Annotated in this window: 15 protein-coding genes and 1 pseudogene; 6 read left to right on the forward strand and 10 right to left on the reverse strand. The window is 69.4% G+C overall.

Annotated features, from left to right (window positions below; genetic code table 11):
* The first annotated feature begins 29 nt into the window (after positions 1 to 29).
* Positions 30 to 1,502: an amidohydrolase family protein gene (locus tag CFB50_RS21620; protein WP_089447186.1), complete on the forward strand. Its 1,473-nt coding sequence runs from the start codon at positions 30 to 32 to the stop codon at positions 1,500 to 1,502.
* A gap of 73 nt (positions 1,503 to 1,575) precedes the next feature.
* Here the strand turns inward: CFB50_RS21620 and CFB50_RS21625 are convergent, their stop codons facing one another.
* Together CFB50_RS21625 and CFB50_RS21630 are read right to left on the reverse strand one after the other, a co-directional pair.
* Positions 1,576 to 1,908: a putative quinol monooxygenase gene (locus CFB50_RS21625; protein ID WP_089432224.1), complete on the reverse strand. Its 333-nt coding sequence runs from the start codon at positions 1,906 to 1,908 to the stop codon at positions 1,576 to 1,578.
* Positions 1,909 to 2,164: 256 nt separating this feature from the next.
* Positions 2,165 to 2,686, reverse strand: a complete 522-nt coding sequence (locus CFB50_RS21630) for a GNAT family N-acetyltransferase (protein WP_089447187.1) — start codon at positions 2,684 to 2,686, stop codon at positions 2,165 to 2,167.
* Positions 2,687 to 2,889: 203 nt separating this feature from the next.
* Here CFB50_RS21630 and CFB50_RS21635 point away from each other — a divergent pair, with 203 nt between their 5' ends.
* Positions 2,890 to 3,273: a hypothetical protein gene (locus CFB50_RS21635; RefSeq protein WP_089447188.1), complete on the forward strand. Its 384-nt coding sequence runs from the start codon at positions 2,890 to 2,892 to the stop codon at positions 3,271 to 3,273.
* 78 nt (positions 3,274 to 3,351) lie between these two features.
* Here the strand turns inward: CFB50_RS21635 and CFB50_RS21640 are convergent, their stop codons facing one another.
* From CFB50_RS21640 to CFB50_RS21650, 3 genes are all read right to left on the reverse strand, one after another.
* A complete protein-coding gene (locus CFB50_RS21640) occupies positions 3,352 to 4,122 on the reverse strand; it encodes an ABC transporter substrate-binding protein (RefSeq protein ID WP_089447189.1) in 771 nt (256 codons plus the stop codon).
* A gap of 144 nt (positions 4,123 to 4,266) precedes the next feature.
* The gene (locus CFB50_RS21645) at positions 4,267 to 5,496 is read right to left on the reverse strand and encodes a cyanate transporter (protein WP_089447190.1); all 1,230 of its coding nucleotides are present in this window, start codon (positions 5,494 to 5,496) and stop codon (positions 4,267 to 4,269) included.
* A 195-nt stretch (positions 5,497 to 5,691) separates the two neighbouring features.
* On the reverse strand, positions 5,692 to 6,549 hold the full coding sequence (locus CFB50_RS21650) for a helix-turn-helix transcriptional regulator (protein WP_089447191.1): 858 nt from the start codon (positions 6,547 to 6,549) through the stop codon (positions 5,692 to 5,694).
* 95 nt (positions 6,550 to 6,644) lie between these two features.
* Here CFB50_RS21650 and CFB50_RS21655 point away from each other — a divergent pair, with 95 nt between their 5' ends.
* Positions 6,645 to 7,538 carry an SDR family oxidoreductase gene (locus CFB50_RS21655; RefSeq protein ID WP_069252864.1) on the forward strand — a complete coding sequence of 298 codons (894 nt, stop codon included), beginning with the start codon at positions 6,645 to 6,647 and terminating at the stop codon, positions 7,536 to 7,538.
* A 56-nt stretch (positions 7,539 to 7,594) separates the two neighbouring features.
* Here the strand turns inward: CFB50_RS21655 and CFB50_RS21660 are convergent.
* The 4 genes and pseudogenes from CFB50_RS21660 to CFB50_RS21675 all read right to left on the reverse strand — a co-directional run.
* Positions 7,595 to 7,753: pseudogene (locus CFB50_RS21660) on the reverse strand (zinc-binding dehydrogenase); the annotation flags it as partial.
* A 36-nt stretch (positions 7,754 to 7,789) separates the two neighbouring features.
* Positions 7,790 to 9,169, reverse strand: coding sequence for an FAD-containing oxidoreductase (locus tag CFB50_RS21665; RefSeq protein WP_089447192.1), 1,380 nt, complete (start codon positions 9,167 to 9,169; stop codon positions 7,790 to 7,792).
* Between the two features lie 208 nt (positions 9,170 to 9,377).
* Positions 9,378 to 9,956, reverse strand: a complete 579-nt coding sequence (locus tag CFB50_RS21670; protein WP_089447193.1) for a hypothetical protein — start codon at positions 9,954 to 9,956, stop codon at positions 9,378 to 9,380.
* 49 nt (positions 9,957 to 10,005) lie between these two features.
* Entirely contained in the window at positions 10,006 to 10,470 is a 465-nt protein-coding gene (locus CFB50_RS21675; protein ID WP_069250897.1) for a GNAT family N-acetyltransferase, read from the reverse strand.
* A 151-nt stretch (positions 10,471 to 10,621) separates the two neighbouring features.
* On the opposite strand from CFB50_RS21675, the gene CFB50_RS21680 reads away from it, so the two are divergent.
* Positions 10,622 to 11,260 (forward strand): LysE family translocator, encoded by a 639-nt coding sequence (locus tag CFB50_RS21680; RefSeq protein WP_069252865.1) that lies wholly within the window; start codon positions 10,622 to 10,624, stop codon positions 11,258 to 11,260.
* A gap of 97 nt (positions 11,261 to 11,357) precedes the next feature.
* Here CFB50_RS21680 and CFB50_RS21685 read toward each other — a convergent pair whose 3' ends face one another.
* Positions 11,358 to 12,569: a hypothetical protein gene (locus CFB50_RS21685; RefSeq protein WP_069250898.1), complete on the reverse strand. Its 1,212-nt coding sequence runs from the start codon at positions 12,567 to 12,569 to the stop codon at positions 11,358 to 11,360.
* A gap of 481 nt (positions 12,570 to 13,050) precedes the next feature.
* On the opposite strand from CFB50_RS21685, the gene CFB50_RS21695 reads away from it, so the two are divergent.
* Positions 13,051 to 13,860: a DUF3348 domain-containing protein gene (locus CFB50_RS21695; protein ID WP_089447194.1), complete on the forward strand. Its 810-nt coding sequence runs from the start codon at positions 13,051 to 13,053 to the stop codon at positions 13,858 to 13,860.
* A 10-nt stretch (positions 13,861 to 13,870) separates the two neighbouring features.
* Entirely contained in the window at positions 13,871 to 16,918 is a 3,048-nt protein-coding gene (locus tag CFB50_RS21700; protein ID WP_089447195.1) for a DUF802 domain-containing protein, read from the forward strand.
* Position 16,919: the final 1 nt, after the last annotated feature.

Here is a 16,919-nt window from a genome sequence, read left to right on the forward strand (position 1 = left end):
TCAATCGAACGACAACAGGACACTGTGCGATGACTATCGAGGACAACCGAGCGGACAGCCGCGAAGCGATCGACACGCTGATCGCGAATGGCTGCGTGATCACAATGGACCCGCAGCGGCGCGTGATCGAGCATGGCGCGGTTGCCGTGAAAGGCGATCGTATCGTCGCCGTGGGCGGCACCGATGAACTGCAGGCCCGCTACCGCGCCGCACGCACGATCGACGCGCGTCGCAAGGCCGTGCTGCCGGGCCTGATCGATGCCCACGCGCATGCGGGCCACGCGATGCTGCGCACGATCGGCGGCGCGGACGGCGACGCGTGGTCGGCCGCGGCCGAGACGATCTACACGCGCGCATCGGACGAGGCGTTCTGGGAAACCGAATCGCACCTTGCCGCGCTCGAGCGGCTGAAGGCCGGCGTGACGACGGGCGTGTCGCTGCTCGGCGGCGGCAACTCGATCATGCGCGTCGACGATCCGGTCTATGCACGGCGCCATTGCGATGCGGTCGTGCGCACCGGCACGCGCTCGATCGTCGCGGTCGGCCCGTCGCGTCCGCCCGCGCCGCGTGCTTATACGCGCCACACGCCGGACGGCAGCGACACGCGCGACATCGACTTCGACACGATGTACGCAGTGTGCAACAGCATCATCGACGAATGCCACGGCGATGCCGGCGGCCGGATCCGCATCGCGCTCACGCTGCCTGTGTACGGGCCCGAGCACGACCCGGAACTCGCGCAGTACGAGCGCGACTTCCGCGACCAGGCCGCGCGCTACGGCGCATTGGCGCGCGAGCGCGGGCTGACGTTCACGCAGGACGGCCACCGCGCGGGCACGCTCGCGTTCGCGCATCGCGAGCTCGGCTTGCTCGGCCCGACGTCGTTCATGTCGCACAGCATCGACCTGACCGACGACGACATCGCTGCATGCGTCGAGACCGGCACCGCGATCGTCCACAACCCGAGCGCGATCATGTCGATCATCGGGCGCTGCCCGGTGCCCGAGCTGATCGATGCGGGCGTGACGGTGGCGATCGCGTCGGACGGCGCGGCGCCCGATCGCGGCTACGACATGTTCCGCCATATGTGGCAGTGCATGCATTACCACCGCCGGCATTTCCGCGACCCGGACGTGCTGCCGCACGGCAAGGTGCTGGAGATGGTGACGATCGACGCGGCGAAGGCGCTGTCGGTCGATCACGAAGTCGGTTCGCTCGAAGCCGGCAAGCTCGCCGACATCATCCTCGTCGACCTGTTCCGGCCACACATGATGCCGATGAACATGCCGGTGTATCGCGTGACGTGCTTCGCGAACGCGGCCGACGTGTGCATGACGATGGTCGGCGGAAGGGTGCTGATGGAGGGGCGGCGCGTGTTGTCGGTCGATGAGGAGGCGATTCTCGAGCGCGTCGTGGAGGTGTCGGAAACGATGCTGGAGCGCAGCGGGTTGCGTCATTTGCTCGACGAGCCGGAGACGCTGTGGGGGCGCAGCCGCTACTGAGCGGGCACGCGGCAGCCGGCGTACGGCGACCGTTCCGCAACGCCGGCCCGGTTCGGGCCGGCTCGTGTTCCGCTCAAGCGAGACTGCCGGGTGCCAGCCGCACCACCTTCGCCGGCGCAGCCCGGAACGTCGGGCTTTGCGCATCGTTGGCGATCATGTGAGGCGTCACGTCGTGCGCGGCCAACGCGTCCGCCGATGCCCAGCGCTCGATCAGCACAAAGCCGTTCTCGTCGCCGACGACGGGATGCAGGTCGTACTGGAGGCACCCTGGTTCTGCCCGAACCGTGGGTGCCAGCCGCTCATAGGCGGCAATCTGCTCGTGACGCTTGCCCGGAAGGGTTTGAATCGAGATGACGAGCAGCACCTCGCGTGCGTGGCTGTGGCTTTGACGATCGACTTCGTTCATGGCGACTCCTGGCTGGTGTACGTGATGCCGACGAACTAGCGGGGCGCCGTAAACGCGAGAAGCCCCGTCGCTTGCCGGCGGGGCTCCTGGTGCATGCAACCGCGACGATTACCGCGCGCGCATTCCGGACGACCCGCCGTTGGCGATGGTCGTCGTGGTCGTGACGCTTGCGAGGGGAATCGGATCGCGCTGCATGAACGCAAGGTAGCGCGATCGGCCGGAGCGTGTCAATCGCACCGGTTCTCGATCCATGGCGTCAACGACGGTAGATGAACTCCAGATCGGTCGCTTCACCGACCTTGAAATCGTACGTGCCGACCTTCCTGAAACCGGCTTTCTCATAGAAGGCGATGGCCTTCGCGTTGCCGGACCACACGCCAAGCCACACCGGGCCGGGGCGTTCCGTGGCCAGATAATCCAGTGCGGAATCGAACAACGCGCGTCCGGCGCCGGTCCCTTGCGTACCGCGCCGAAGGTAGATCTGATGGATCTCCCCCGAACCGTCGGCAACCTCCGGGTGCGGGAGTTTGCACGGCCCCGCGTGTGCATACCCCACCAGCCGGCCGTCGTCGCTTTCGGCGACCCACGTGCGGCACTGGGGATCGTTGAGCTGGCCCGTGACCGTTTCCACCGAGTAGGCTTGAGTCTCGTATGCAGCCAGATCGTGCGGCGGGTAGTCGATATTGAATCCTTCTTGCAGAAAGGTTTCGCGAAACGTGTCGCGTTTCAGTTCGGCAAGCGGGATGGCATCGGACGGCGTGGCAACGCGGATCAACATGGAGGAGGGCTTGGTTCGTGGGTCGGGCAGACAGTGTATCCCGGCTGACGAGCAGCTTGCGAGCGCCCGGTCGACCTGCGTGCGAGCCGCGCCAGGGGCGTATAAGCCCGAACCTGATCGACCGCAAGGCAATCTCGCCGATGCCGGTGGTTGACGGCGGACGGACATGCTAGGATTTCCGACAAACAACTTCGGAGACTGCCATGCCGTTCATCTGCGAAAACGTTGCATGCCGCGCCGTGCTGGCTCGCGGGCAGGTCAGGCCCCACCAAGAGGGTGCAGGGTGGTGCTTCTACTGCCCGGACTGCAACACCAGGAACGAGTTGATGTATGTCGACGTGGCCGGTGGCGCCGTCGAACTGGTTCAGCCGGAGCGGGCCAGCCCGCCGCACAAGGTGGTTGCAACGGCCCGGCCGTTGCAGGATGGCAAATACGCCGCGCAGTTGAGCGTTCAGCGGGCGCTCGCCGTGAAGGGAACGTACGCGGCCGAAGAACACTGGGATGAACTCGGTGTGTTCGGCGACGCGCAGGAAGCCGTCGCGCATGCGAAGTCGTTCGCCACCGACCTGTTGCAGCGAGCGGCGTAGTCGATATCATTCGGTCAACGAAGAAGTGGTGTCGCGCACGCATGCGTGACACCGCTTTGCATTGTCCGTTCGTTCCCGTCAGTTGTAGATGTCGAACGAGAAATACTTCTTCGCGATCCGCTGGTACGTCCCGTCCTGAATCAGGCTCGCAAGCGCCTGGTTGATTTGCGTGCGCAGCGCGTCGTCATCCTTGCGTACGCCGATCGCCGAACCCACGCCGAGCGTTTTCGGGTCATGCAGCGCCGGCCCCGCGAATTCGAAGTTCGCTCCCTTGGCCGTTTTCAGGAAACCGAGGTCGGCCTGCACCGACGATTGCAGCGACGCATCGAGCCGCCCCGACAGCAGGTCCTGGTAGACGAGATCCTGCGTCTGGTACGTGCGGACGATCACGCCCTTCGGCTCCCAGTACGTGCGCGCATAAGTCTCCTGCGTCGAACCCTGCTCGACGCCGACGCTCCTGCCCTGCAGCGATTCGGGCGTCGGTTGCAGGTTCGAGCCGCGCCGCGCGACGAGCCGGGGCGGCACGTTGTCGATCTTGTCGGTGAACGCGATCTGCGCGAGGCGCTTCTCGGTCACGCTCATCGACGACAGCACGCCGTCGAACTTGCGCGCCCTCAGCGCGGGGATCATCCCGTCGAACGCGTTCTCGACCCACACGCAGCGCACCTTCATCCGTTCACAGATCGCATTGCCGAGATCGATGTCGAAGCCGACGAGCTTGCCGTCGGGCGCGAGCGATTCGAACGGCGCATAGCTGGGGTCGACGCCGAGGCGCAGCACCGCCGGGTCTTTCGCGGCGGCGGCGCCGGCCGTCAGCGCGAGCGCAACGGCCAGAACGAGTTTTTTCATGTCTGTCTCCAATACCGATTGATGTTGTTTGTCGTGCAGCGAACCAGCGGCCGATGGGCGTGACTGCCCGCGCCCGGCCATGCGCGGACGGCTGGACGTCGCGCCGTAAGCGGCCGGCGAAACGTCCGGATTCGAAGGGAGGCTTTAGCGGGCGGCGCCGGTGATGCGCACCATGCTGTGCCGGTAGCCGGCGGGCGCGAACGCGGCATTCAGCGCGGCCATCGCGGCGATCACGCCGAGATGCATCCACCATGCGATCGCGAAGCCGCCGCCCGCGTCGCGCAGCCAGCCGATCAGCCAGGGGCTCGCCGCGACGGTCAGGAAGCCGATGCCCTGCACGAAGGCGGCGAGCGCGCCGGCGAGCCGGGCATCGGGCAGGTGGTCGAGCGTGACGATCAGGCTCATCGAGAAGAAGCCGCCGAGACCGAGGCCGACGCTCGCGACCCAGAGCCACGGCGCGACCGCGGGCAGCGTCGCGAACCCGACGAAGCCGGCCGCCTGCAGCGCGAGCGTGAGCCACAGCGCGGCGCGGCGGTCGGGCGAGCGCTTTGCGAGCATCGGCATCGCGAGCGCGCCGGTCGCCTGGAACAGCGCCATCCACGCGAGCAGGTTGCCGCTCGCTTGCGGACTCATGCCGATGCCGCGGTAGAACGCGGGCAGCCACGCGACGAGGCTGGCGTAGCCGCTGTTGCTGAGCCCGAAGAACAGCGCGAGCTGCCACGCGCGCGGAATGCGGGCGAACGCGGTGAGCGGAACGGATACGGCCGTCGCGCGCACGGCGTCGCGCGGCGCCTTCGCCCGCCACAGCGCGAGCGTGACGAGCGCGGGCACGGCCCACACGGCGAGCGCGAGATGCCAGCCGCCCTGCGCGGCGAGCCACGGGCTCGCGACCGCGCCGAAGGCGCCGCCGCCGACCAGCGCGGCCGAGTAGAGGCCCATCGCGAGCGGCAGCCGGTCGACGAACCAGCGTTTCGCGAGGCCGGGCACGAGCGCCTGGATCACGGCGACGCCGGCGCCCGCGACGATCGCGGTGCCGATCAGGCCGGCGCTGCCGCCGGTCCACAGGCGCGCCGTGCAGCCTGCGGCGATCAGCGCCAGCGCGACTGTCAGCGCGCGCGGCTCGCCGACGCGCCGCGCGAGCCCGACGCCGACCCCGGCGACGACACCCATCAGCACGAACGGCAGCGTGGTCAGCAGCGCGGCCGCGCGAAAGCCGAGGCCCGTGTCGGCGCGCACGACGTCGAGCACGGGGCCGAACGCGGTCAGGAACGGACGCAGGTTGAGGCCGGCCAGCACCAGCAGCGCGAGCGCGCCATAGGACACGGAAGCCGCATGCGGGCGGTGGACGGCTTGCGCGGTGCCGGGGTCGGACATCGGAATGCTCCAGGGAGGGGCCGGTGGCCCTGTGATGCGATGCCGAAAGGGTAAGCGCGCGCTACGCCAGGTGAAAATTAAATATTCGACTGGGAATCAGTGCGGAATGCGATGGGGTGCAGCGGGGCGACGGGGGCGCTGGCGGCGGCGGGGGATACGGCGCGACGGCACATTCGTCAGATGAAGCGCGCGCCGTCATGCGACGGGCATCTGCTCGGCCAGCGCTTGCGCGCGCGCGGCCACCAGCGACCGGACGAGCGCGCGATCGGCCGCCGTTTCCGGCGTAAAGATCACGAGCGTCTGGTCGGGCCGGCCGCTCACCGCGAACGCCGAGTATTCGAGCGCGATGCGCCCGACGGCAGGATGGTGGATCTCCTTGGTTCCTTCTTCGTGCGAGCGGACATCGTGGTCGCGCCACAGCGCGTCGAACTCCGCGCTCGCCGCGCGCATCTCGTCGACGAATGCCTGAACGGCCTGTGTCGCACCGCCGCGCGCGACGTCGGCGCGAAACGCGCCCACCGCGAACCGCGCGACGCGTTCCCAGTTCGCCTGCACGCCGCGCACGTGCGGATCGACGAAGATGAGCCGCAGGATGTTGCGCCGTTCCGGCGACAGCGTCGTGTAGTCGGTCAGCGTCGCGGCTGCCGCGTCGTTCCACGCGACGACGTCCCACGTCGCCGAGCGCACGATCGCCGGGCTCGCGTCGAGCGAATCGAGCACGTGCTGCACGCGCGGCGACACATGGTCGGCTGCGTGATAGCGCACTTCCGGCAGGTGGCCGACGCCGATCAGGAACAGGTGCTCGCGCTCGGCGTCGTTCAGCAGCAGCGCGCGGGCGAGCCGGTCGAGCACGTCGGCCGACGGCGCCCCGCCGCGCCCCTGTTCGAGCCACGTGTACCACGCGGTGCTCACGTGCGCGCGCTGGGCGACTTCCTCGCGCCGCAGGCCCGGCGTGCGGCGGCGCGTGGCCGGGAGGCCGAGCGCGGCCGGGTCGAGTTTCTCGCGGCGGGCCCGAAGGTATGCGCCGAGCAGGTTGTCAGGGGCGTCAGCCATAGCCTGTTAGTTCGTTTACCGGTAAACCGTCACGACTTCACGGTGCGCGGCGATCGACAGATAGTAAGCCTCCCTGCCATCCGGAGGTATTGAACATGCGTGTCTTTGTTACTGGAGCGTCGGGCTTCGTCGGCGCTGCCGTCGTGGCCGAACTCGTTGCTGCCGGGCACTCGGTGCTCGGTCTCGCGCGGTCCGATGCGGCCGCGTCGTCGGTCGCGGCGGCGGGCGCCGATGTCCATCGCGGGTCGCTGGAGGATCTCGACAGCCTCACGCGCGGAGCCGAAGCCGCCGATGCGGTGATCCATACGGGATTCAATCACGACTTCTCGCGCTTCGCGCAGAACTGCGAGCTCGATCGCCGCGCGATCGAGACGATCGGTGCGGTGCTCGCGGGCTCGGCGCGGCCGCTGGTCGTCACGTCGGGCCTCGCGCTCGTCGCACCCGGGCGCGCGGCGACGGAGGACGATCCGCACGTGCCGGTGTCGTCGACCTATCCGCGTGCGTCCGAAGCGACCGCGGTCGCGCTGGAAGCGCGCGGCGTGCACGCGTCGGTCGTGCGCCTGCCGCCGTCGGTGCATGGCGACGGCGATCACGGTTTCGTGCCGCGCCTGATCGCGTTCGCGCGGGAGAAGGGGGTATCAGCCTATCTCGGCGATGGCGGCAACCGCTGGCCGGGCGTGCACCGGCTCGATGCGGCGCGCGTCTATCGGCTCGCGATCGAACGCGGTGCGGCCGGCGCGCGCTATCACGCGGTCGACGATACCGGCGTGCGGTTCCGGGACATCGCGGAAGTGATCGGCCGGCGGCTGAACGTGCCGGTCGTCGCGAAGACGGCGGCTGAAGCCGGCGAACACTTCGGCTGGTTCGCGATGTTCGCGGGGCTGGATGCGCCGGCCACGAGCGAGCGCACGCGTGCATCGCTCGACTGGGCGCCGACGCAGCCGGGGCTGCTGGCCGATATCGACCGGCCGCGGTATTTCGAAAGCTGAACGGGGGGCGGGCGTACCGCTGTTTACAGACAAGCGGCCCGCCCGCCTCACACCGTTCAGACCGTGACGACGATCTTCCCGACCTGCGCACCGGCTTCCATGTAGCGATGCGCTTCCGCGATGTCGTCGAACGCGAACGTGCGATCGATCAGCGGCTTCAGCGCGCCGGCCGCGAGCCCGTCGACGATGAAGCGCTTCGCGCGCTCGCCCCCCGTGCGACGCCGATGCGCCGCAGCCCGCCGCCCGTGCCGTCATTCGACCGGATGCAGATCCTGCAGCAGCGTCGGCACGAGCTCCGACACGGTCGGGTGGATGTGCATCGCGCGGCTGATCGTCGTGTACGGCGCGCCGGCGGCCATCACGTCGAGCATCCCGTGCACGACTTCGTCGCCCGTCACGCCGAGGATCGATGCGCCGAGGATCGCGTGGCTGTCCGCGTCGACGATCACCTTCATGAAGCCCAGGCTCTCGCCTTTTTCCACCGCGCGGCCGACGCGTGTCATCGGGCGCGTGCCGACGAGCAGCCGGCGGCCCGTCTGCTTCGCTTCCGCGAGCGTCATGCCGACGCGGCCGAGCGGCGGATCGACGTACAGCGCGTACGCCGCGATGCGATCGGACACCTTGCGCGGATCGTTGTCGAGCAGGTTGGCCGCGACGATCTCGTAGTCGTTGTACGCGGTGTGCGTGAACGCGCCGCGCCCGTTGCAGTCGCCGAGCGCCCAGATGCCGGGCACGTTCGTGCGCAATTGTTCGTCGACCTCGATATAGCCGCGCGCGTCGGTCGAGACGCCCGCGCGGTCGAGCCCGAGATCGTCGGTGTTCGGCACGCGTCCGACCGCGAGCAGCAGGTGCGAGCCCGCGACCTCGCGGCCGCCGCCCGCGCAGTCGAGGCCGACCGCGATACCGCTGCCGTCGCGCCGCGCGCTCAGGCAGGTCGCGTCGAGCTGCACGTCGATCCCTTCCTTCTCGAGGATCTCGCGCACCGCCTGCGACACGTCTTCGTCCTCGCGCCGGATCAGGTGCGAGCCCTTCTCGACGATCGTGACCTTCGACCCGAAGCGGCGATACATCTGGCCGAACTCGAGCCCGATGTAGCTGCCGCCGACGATCACGAGATGCTCGGGCAGGAAGTCGACGTCCATCATCGTCGAGTTGGTCAGGTACGGCACCGTGTCGAGGCCCGGCATGGCCGGCACCTGCGCGCGCCCGCCGACGTTGATGAAGATGCGCCCGGCTTCGAGCACGTCGTCGCCCACGCGCACCGTGTTGGCCTGCTCGAAGCGGGCGTGACCCTGAAACACGGTGGTGTTCGCGAGGCCGCGCACCCATTGCTCGACGCCGTGGTTCGAGCGGCCGGAGATCTGGTCCTTGCGCGCCTTCACGGCTTTCATGTCGACGGTGACGGGGCCGCCGACCAACACGCCGTATTCGCCGGCGCGCCGTGCGAGCTGCGCGGCGTATGCGCTCGCGATCAGCGTCTTGGTCGGGATGCAGCCGGTGTTCACGCAGGTGCCGCCGAAGCGGCCGCGCTCGATGATCGCGACCTTCATCCCGGCGGCGGACAGCCGCGCGGCGAGTGGGGGCCCGGCCTGACCGGTGCCGATGACGATCGCGTCGAAGTGTTGCGTCATGTCGTCCTCCAGTGCGGGTGCAGCGAGGGAACGCGTGCGGGCGAGCCGCGTGCGAGGCCGGCGCATGGTCGCGCGACGGCGAGCGCTTATGGTAGCCCTGTTGGGGTGTGCTCGCGAGTGCGGGAGAAGCGGGAGGTGACTGCGTCCGGCCGTACCCGCGCCGGCCGGCGTGCGATGCAACCGCGCTCCGCGCGTTGCACCGGCCACGTCAGTTCTTGCGTTGCCACTGACTGAACGACACCGGCCGGTGCTCGTCGGCGCGCGTGACGGTGACGTGGTCGGGCTGGTCGTCGAGCGGAAACGATTGGGTGACGATCCGGTTCGAAAACAGCCACCCGTGCGTGCGCGGGTCGTAGCGGAACGTCACGTAGTCGCTCCAGTGCTGCCCGCACGCGACGACGTTCTGCACGGTGAAATAGCGGCCCTTGATCGCGAAGCCGTTGTCGGCGGCATCGTCGGGATCGAACGGGTCGCACTGGCCGCCTTCGTTCGCGCGCAGCACGACCTGGTCGTTGCGCGCGACGAGCCGGAATGCGTGATCCGGTTGTTCCTCGAAGATCAGCAGCGGACGCGGCGACGGCTGCTCGCGCGTATCGACCGCCCGATGCACGACGACGAGGAAGCTGTGCCGCCCGTTGTCGAGATCCGGCCCGGCATGCGCGAGCAGCGGCTGGTAGCCGGGCGGCAACTGCGCGGCGACCGATTTCGGCAGGTCGCCGGCGCGGGCGTTGAACGAAAGTGCGGCGAGCAGCGGGAGGAGCACGAAGGGCAGGCGGGAAACGCGCATCACGGGGTGTCCGGTCGAAAGGAAGGAAGCGGTGCCGATGGCGTGGAGGTTACAAGTCCCGCCCGAGAAACTCGGTGCCCGGCACCGGGTTGAACGCGACGGGCGGCGCGGGCGTGAAGCCGAGCGACGCATACAGTTGCCGGGCGGCGACGAATTCGGGCAGCACGTCGAGGCACATGCGCGCATAGCCGGCCGCCTTCGCGTCGTGCAGCAGCCGTTCGACGAGCTGGCGGCCGAGGTTCAGCCCGCGCGCTTCGGGGCGCACATAGACGCGCTTCATCTCGCACGTCGTCGCGTCGATCTCGCGAAACGCCGCACAGCCCACCGCGCGCTCACCTTGCCACGCGAGCAGCAGCAGCCCGCGCGGCGCCGCGTACTTGCCGGGCAGCGCGGCGATCTCGGGCTCGTAGTCCTGGAATTCGAGGCTGACGGTCGGGCTGGCGATGTACTCGCGGAAGATCGCCTCGACGACACGGGCATCGTCGGGATAGCGTGCGGCGCGAATCTCGATCATGGGGGGCGGCGCGAATGACGGGAAAGAGGGCCAGCATAGCAGCGCAAAGCCGCTTTCGGCCATGCGCGAAGCGTGCCAGAATCATCGGCTCGACCATCGGACACGACACGCAGGCGCTGGCGATTCGGCGTCGCTCACCAAGGAGACTTCGATGACTGCATCGGCTGCCGTACTCGCCATCCTGGCTGCGCTGTTTCTCGGCGCGATGATTCCGGGCCCGAGCTTCGTGCTGGTTGCCCGCAATTCGATCGGGCTGTCGCGCCGCGACGGGCTCGCCACCGCGCTCGGCATGGGCATCGGCGGCATCGTGTTCGGCGGCGTCGCGCTGGCCGGGCTCTATACGCTGCTGCAGGCCGTCGAATGGCTGTACGTGGGCCTCAAGGTGGCGGGCGGCGCGTACCTGATCTACATGGCGTCGAAGATCTGGCGCGGCGCCGACCGGCCGATCGCGATGGACGATCCGCAGGCGATGGCCGGCGGCAGCGCGCGCAAGTCGTTCTGGACGGGCCTGACGACCCAGCTCAGCAACCCGAAGACGGCGATCTGGTACGGCAGCATCTTCGCGGCGCTGCTTCCGCAGCATCCGCCGCTGTGGTGCTATCTGGCGCTGCCGCCGCTCGTGTTCGGCGTCGAGTTCGGCTGGTACACGATCGTCGCGCTGTGCTTCTCCACGCGCCGGCCGCGCGAGCTCTACCTGCGCGCGAAGAAGTGGGTCGACCGCATTGCCGCCGGCGCGATCACGCTGCTCGGGCTGCGACTGATCCTGAATGCCCCGAAAGCGGGCATCTGACCGCATCTGACCGCTTCCATTCCCGATCTGCATCGCACGGCGGCCGGCCATTCCCGTGGCCGGCCGTCCGCGCGCGCCGCGCGAACGCGCATCGGCGTCAGGTTTCGCTGAACCGCGCCAGCAGCGCCGCGAACCGCGTGTCGTCCGGAAATTCCTTCACTTCATACCGCACGGGGCGATGCCCGGTGGCCGTCATCAGGTCACCGCAGGTGCGCAGCAGTTCGGCCATCGGCACGTAGGCGGACTGCCCCGTCGAGCCGCGATGGAGCGCGACGATGTCCGTCTCGGGCAGCAGGGAAGGCACGCCTTCGCTCCACACGCCGACGCTGAACAGGCTGCCGTCCTGGCGCTTGTACACCGAATAGGTCGCCACGAAGATATTGGTGCCGTCGCGCTCATGCACGTCGCTGAGCAGCATCCGCTGATCCTGGTAGTCGCCCGCGAGCTCGCCGATGCGCAGCGCATGCAGCTTCGCTTCGAGCCCTGCCGGCACGAAGCGCCGCCAGGCGGCGCCGTCCCAGCGCAGCATCAGCGGCGGCAGCGGGCGCGGCTGCGCCTGCGCCTGTTCGGCGAGGTCGACCATGGCGGCGAGCCCGGCCGGGTTGCGGTCGCCGGTGAGCAGCAGCACCGCGCGGTTCGGCGCCATCACGACCGGCGCGCCGGCGATCGGCTGCCGGTGGAGCAGGTCGGTCAGCAGCAGCCGCGCCGCGTCGTACGAGTCGTCGAATTGCGACAGGAATACCCCGTTCGGCAGCGCGGCCCATGGCGTCGACGATTCGGCCCGCAGGTTGCCGATCGCGATGTCGCAGGCTTCGTCGAACGAGACGCCCCATTGGTCGAGCGTCGCGGTCGGCAGGCGCGCGATGTTGAGCTCGCCATCGTATGCGATGCCGATTTCGATGTTCTCGCACAGCGGCCGGAACGCCAGCTCCGTTATGCCGAACTGCCCGGCCGTTTGCAGCGCCGTCACGTAGCGCTCGGTCGCGCTGCGGATCACGGGGCGCAGCTTCGCGCGCGCGGCGGCGAAATTCGTCGGGATCTCGTGCTGCAGCATCGCGTTCGCCTGGCGCTTCAGCACGGTGTCCCGCTCGGACGGCTTCGCGGCCGCGTAGTCGTGGAACAGGTTGTGCAGGTTGATGATGTTCGACGGCACATCCGACTGGACGAGGCAGCCCTTCTCGTCCTCATGGCGCCAGGTGCGTGTGTCGCCCGACGCGCGCAGCGTGGCGATCAGGCGTTCGGCGAAGGCCTGCGGGGTCGGCGGTTTGCCGAAAAGGTCGCGCAGGCGCGTGACGAGATTGGCAAGCATCGTGTGCGTTCGGGCCGGGCCCGTCTGTTGTTCGTGGGTCGGTGGCGCCAGGTCTCGGCGGCGCCGCCCGCGGCCGGCACGCGTGGCTCGACGGGTGCTTTGATGTTAGTGCAACGCGGCCGGTATCGTCGGACGATATTTTGCGATGGGCGGGCGGCGGGCGACGGGCGACGGGGGACGGGGGACGGGGGACGGGGGACGGGCGACGGGCGAGGTCAAGGGCGAGGCCAAGGGCGAGGGCGAGGGCGAGGTCAAGGGCCAGGGCAAGGGCAAGGGCAAGGGCAAGGGCAAGGGCAAGGGCAAGGGCAAGGGCAAGGGCCCGGCAGGACCGTCGCCGCAGCAGCCCCCGGTCGCCCGCCGAGCCTTGCGCGGCGGGCGTTCGCGTGTATCGCGCGCCGCGCCGATCGGCGCCGCTTCCCCGATTCTGGCGGCCGACCGCCCGGCGGCGTGTAAACTGCTGCCTTTTTTGACGGTTTGCAGCATGGTGCAAGCACCTCCGCGCCCGGCGCTGAGCGGCCCGACGCTCGTCCGGCTGCTCGCGCGCCTGGCCGATGCCGACGTCGCGGAATCCCGGCAGACGCTGTCCGACCGGCTGAGCCAGTGGCTCGGCTGGACCGACGCGATCACGCTGTCGTCCGCGCTGAACGCGAGCCCGCCCGGCGTCGCGGCAGGCGTGCGCGGCTACGACGCGGAGCGCGACTGCGCGCGCGTGCGCCACGAGCTCGCGCAGGCGATCACGGCCACCAACCGGCCGCGTGCGCGGCGCCGGCCCGGCGATCCGCCGCCGCCGGCCGCCGACACGGCCGATTTCGCGGACTTCCGCCAGCGTTATCTGTCCCTGCAGCAGGACATGGAAACGGCGATCGGCCAGTTGCGCGGCCGCCTGCGGGTTGCGGTCGCCGCGCGCTCGTCCGGGATGGCGCGGCTCGCGACGCTCGACGCGATCATGGAGCGAGTGCTCGGCGCGCGCGAGCGCAGCCTGCTGTCGCCCATCCCCGCGCTGCTCGGCACCCGTTTCGGGCGGCTGCGCGACGCGGAGCGGCAGGCGCTGGCCGACGCCGAATCCGCGGCCGCAGCCGCAGCCGCAGCCACGGCCACGGCCACGGCCACGGCCACGGCCGATCCGGCCGATGACGGCGCGGTGGTGGCCGATGGCACGGCCGTCGCGGCGATCGTGCCCGGTGCATGGCTCGATACGTTTCGCGACGAGATGCAAAGCGTCCTGCTCGCCGAACTCGAAGTCCGGTTTCAAACGGTAGACGGGCTGCTCGCGGCCCTTCGCACCAGCTAATCAACACGCTATGTCCAGAATTCGCCTTGATCTCGTTGTCTTCGTCGCCGGTCTGCTCGCTGTGGGCTGGATCGGCGTCGGCTATGTCGCGTCGAACCCGCTGGCGGCGGCCGTCACGCTGCTGATCGCCGCGTGCTACGTCGCCGGCGCATGGGAACTGCTGCGCTACCGGCAGGCCACCGCCACGCTGTCGCGCGCGGTCGCCGGCCTGACCGAGCCGCCCGCGACGCTCGACACGTGGCTCGACACGCTGCACCCGGGCCTGCGCGGCGCCGTGCGCGCGCGGGTCGAAGGCGCGCGCGTCGCGCTGCCGGGCCCGTCGCTCACGCCTTACCTCGTCGGCCTGCTCGTGCTGCTCGGCATGCTCGGCACGCTGCTCGGGATGGTCGTCACGCTGAAGGGCACGGGCGCCGCGCTCGAAAGCGCGACCGACCTCGACGCGATCCGCGCATCGCTGATCGCGCCGGTGAAGGGCCTCGGGTTCGCATTCGGCACGTCGATTGCCGGCGTCGCGACGTCCGCGATGCTCGGGCTGCTGTCCGCACTGGTGCGCCGCGAGCGGATCGACGCGGCCCAGCAGCTCGACGCGAAGATCGCGACGACGCTGCGCGTGCATTCGTCCGCACACCAGCGCGACGAATCGTTCCGGCTGCTGCAGCGCCAGGCCGACGTGATGCCGGCGCTGGTCGACCGGCTGCAGACGATGATGACGACGCTCGAGGCGCGCAGCGTCGCACTGCACGATCGCCAGATCGAAAGCCAGCAGGCGTTTTTCGACCGGACCGAGCGCGCGTATGCGGGCCTCGCGTCGAATGTCGGCGACGCGCTGAAGGAAAGCGCCGCCGAAAGCGCGCGCGTGGCCGGTGCCGCGCTGCAGCCGGTCGTCGCCGCGACGATGACGGGGCTCGCGCAGGAGATGGCCGCGCTGCGCGATACCGTGACGGGCGCCGTGCAGCGTCAGCTCGACGGGCTGACGGACGGCTTCGAGAAGACCACCGGCAACGTGACGGCCGTCTGGAACCGCGCGCTCGACGAACAGCGCCGCGCGGGCGATGCCGTCGCGCAGCAGCTGCAGACGACGCTCGGCCAGTTCACCGACACGTTCTCGCAGCGTTCGACGGACCTGCTCGACGGCGTGGCGACGCGCCTCGAATCGACTGAAAGCCGCCTGTCGGATGCGTGGCGCGATGCGCTGTCGCGCCAGGAGCAAGTCGGCGAGACGCTGGCCGGCCAGCATGCGCGCGCGCTGGGGGAGGCTGCCGCGACGTTCGAACGCCATTCGAGCGCGGCGCTTGCCGCGATGCGCGAGTCGCACGCCGGGCTGCAGGCCGACCTGGCGGCGCGCGACGAACAGCGCATCGCCGCGTGGAACGATTCGATGGCCGCGCTGGCCGCTAAGCTCGGCGACGAATGGCAGCGCGCCGGCGCGCACAGCGCAGGCCGCCAGCAGGAAATCTGCGATGCACTGGCGCAAACGACGCGCGATCTCACGGCGCAGGCTTCGACGTTCGAACGACGCTCGAACGAGTTGCTGTCGACGATCCGCGATTCGCACACGGGCCTGCAGACGCAACTGGCTGCGCGCGACGAAGAACGCCTGTCAGCATGGAACGATTCGCTGGCCGCGATGGCCACAAAGCTCGGCGACGAATGGCAGCGTGCAGGCGTGCACAGTGCGGGCCGTCAGCAGGAAATCTGCGACGCACTCGCACAAACGACGCGCGATCTCACCACGCAGGCATCGACGTTCGAACAACGCTCGAACGAGTTGCTGTCGACGATCCGCGATTCGCACACGGGCTTGCAGACGCAACTGGCTGCGCGCGACGAGGAACGCCTCGCCGCATGGAACGCCTCGCTGGCCGCGATGGCCACGAAGCTCGGTGACGAATGGCAGCGCGCCGGCGTGCACAGTGCAGGCCGCCAGCAGGAAATCTGCGATGCACTCGCACAAACGACGCGCGACCTGACCGCACAGGCATCGACGTTCGAACAACGCTCGAACGAACTGCTGTCGACGATCCGCGATTCGCACACGGGCCTGCAGACGCAACTGGCTGCACGCGACGAAGAGCGCCTCACTGCGTGGAACGACTCGCTGGCCGCGATGGCCACGAAGCTCGGCGACGAATGGCAGCGCGCAGGCGTGCACAGCGCGGGCCGCCAGCAGGAAATCTGCGATGCACTCGCACAAACGACGCGCGACCTGACCGCACAGGCATCGACGTTCGAACAACGCTCGAACGAGTTGCTGTCGACGATCCGCGATTCGCATGCCGGCCTGCAGACGCAGCTGGCCGCGCGCGACGAACAGCGCCTCGCGGCATGGAACGACTCGCTCGCCGCGATGGCTGCCGCGCTGCGCGACGAATGGGCGCAGACGACCGCGCAGGCCGCGACGCGCCAGCAGGACATCTGCGACACGCTGGCCCGCACCGCGAAGGACATCACCGCGCAGGCGCAGGTGCACGCGAGCGACACGATCAACGAGATCGCGCGTCTCGTGCAGGCTGCCTCGGAGGCGCCGAAGGCCGCGGCCGACGTCGTCGCCGAGCTGCGCCAGCGCCTGTCCGACAGCCTGGTGCACGACACCGCGATGCTCGAGGAGCGCAGCCGCCTGCTCGCGACGCTCGAAACGCTGCTCGGCGCAGTCAACCACGCATCGACCGAACAGCGCACCGCGATCGACGCGCTCGTCAGCACGTCGGCCGACCTGCTCGACCGCGTCGGCGCGCGCTTCAACGACACCGTCGATGCCGAAACGCGCAAGCTCGACTCGGTGGCCGCGCAAGTCACGGCGGGCGCGGTCGAGGTCGCGAGCCTCGGCGATGCGTTCGGGATGGCCGTGCAGGTATTCGGCGAGTCGAACGACAAGCTGCTGACGCATCTGCAACGCATCGAGGCCGCGCTGGAGAAGTCGCTCGCGCGCAGCGACGAGCAGCTCGAGTACTACGTCGCGCAGGCGCGCGAGGTGATCGACCTGAGCATGATGTCGCAGAAGCAGATCGTCGAAGACCTGCAGCAGCTCGCCGGCCGGCGGGCGAGCGTCGGAGCGTAAC

Source organism: Burkholderia sp. AU33423 (assembly GCF_002223135.1).
Lineage (GTDB): Bacteria > Pseudomonadota > Gammaproteobacteria > Burkholderiales > Burkholderiaceae > Burkholderia > Burkholderia lata_D.

Excerpts from the sequence above, each read along its gene's own strand:
- CFB50_RS21695 (WP_089447194.1), top strand. The coding sequence starts at position 13,051 with ATGGTGCAAGCACCTCCGCGCCCGGCGCTGAGCGGCCCGACGCTCGTC.
- CFB50_RS21680 (WP_069252865.1), top strand. The coding sequence starts at position 10,622 with ATGACTGCATCGGCTGCCGTACTCGCCATCCTGGCTGCGCTGTTTCTC.
- CFB50_RS21655 (WP_069252864.1), top strand. The coding sequence starts at position 6,645 with ATGCGTGTCTTTGTTACTGGAGCGTCGGGCTTCGTCGGCGCTGCCGTC.
- CFB50_RS21700 (WP_089447195.1), top strand. The coding sequence starts at position 13,871 with ATGTCCAGAATTCGCCTTGATCTCGTTGTCTTCGTCGCCGGTCTGCTC.
- CFB50_RS21630 (WP_089447187.1), bottom strand. The coding sequence starts at position 2,686 with ATGTTGATCCGCGTTGCCACGCCGTCCGATGCCATCCCGCTTGCCGAA.
- CFB50_RS21670 (WP_089447193.1), bottom strand. The coding sequence starts at position 9,956 with ATGCGCGTTTCCCGCCTGCCCTTCGTGCTCCTCCCGCTGCTCGCCGCA.
- CFB50_RS21685 (WP_069250898.1), bottom strand. The coding sequence starts at position 12,569 with ATGCTTGCCAATCTCGTCACGCGCCTGCGCGACCTTTTCGGCAAACCG.
- CFB50_RS21620 (WP_089447186.1), top strand. The coding sequence starts at position 30 with ATGACTATCGAGGACAACCGAGCGGACAGCCGCGAAGCGATCGACACG.
- CFB50_RS21665 (WP_089447192.1), bottom strand. The coding sequence starts at position 9,169 with ATGACGCAACACTTCGACGCGATCGTCATCGGCACCGGTCAGGCCGGG.
- CFB50_RS21640 (WP_089447189.1), bottom strand. The coding sequence starts at position 4,122 with ATGAAAAAACTCGTTCTGGCCGTTGCGCTCGCGCTGACGGCCGGCGCC.
- CFB50_RS21645 (WP_089447190.1), bottom strand. The coding sequence starts at position 5,496 with ATGTCCGACCCCGGCACCGCGCAAGCCGTCCACCGCCCGCATGCGGCT.
- CFB50_RS21675 (WP_069250897.1), bottom strand. The coding sequence starts at position 10,470 with ATGATCGAGATTCGCGCCGCACGCTATCCCGACGATGCCCGTGTCGTC.
- CFB50_RS21625 (WP_089432224.1), bottom strand. The coding sequence starts at position 1,908 with ATGAACGAAGTCGATCGTCAAAGCCACAGCCACGCACGCGAGGTGCTG.
- CFB50_RS21635 (WP_089447188.1), top strand. The coding sequence starts at position 2,890 with ATGCCGTTCATCTGCGAAAACGTTGCATGCCGCGCCGTGCTGGCTCGC.
- CFB50_RS21650 (WP_089447191.1), bottom strand. The coding sequence starts at position 6,549 with ATGGCTGACGCCCCTGACAACCTGCTCGGCGCATACCTTCGGGCCCGC.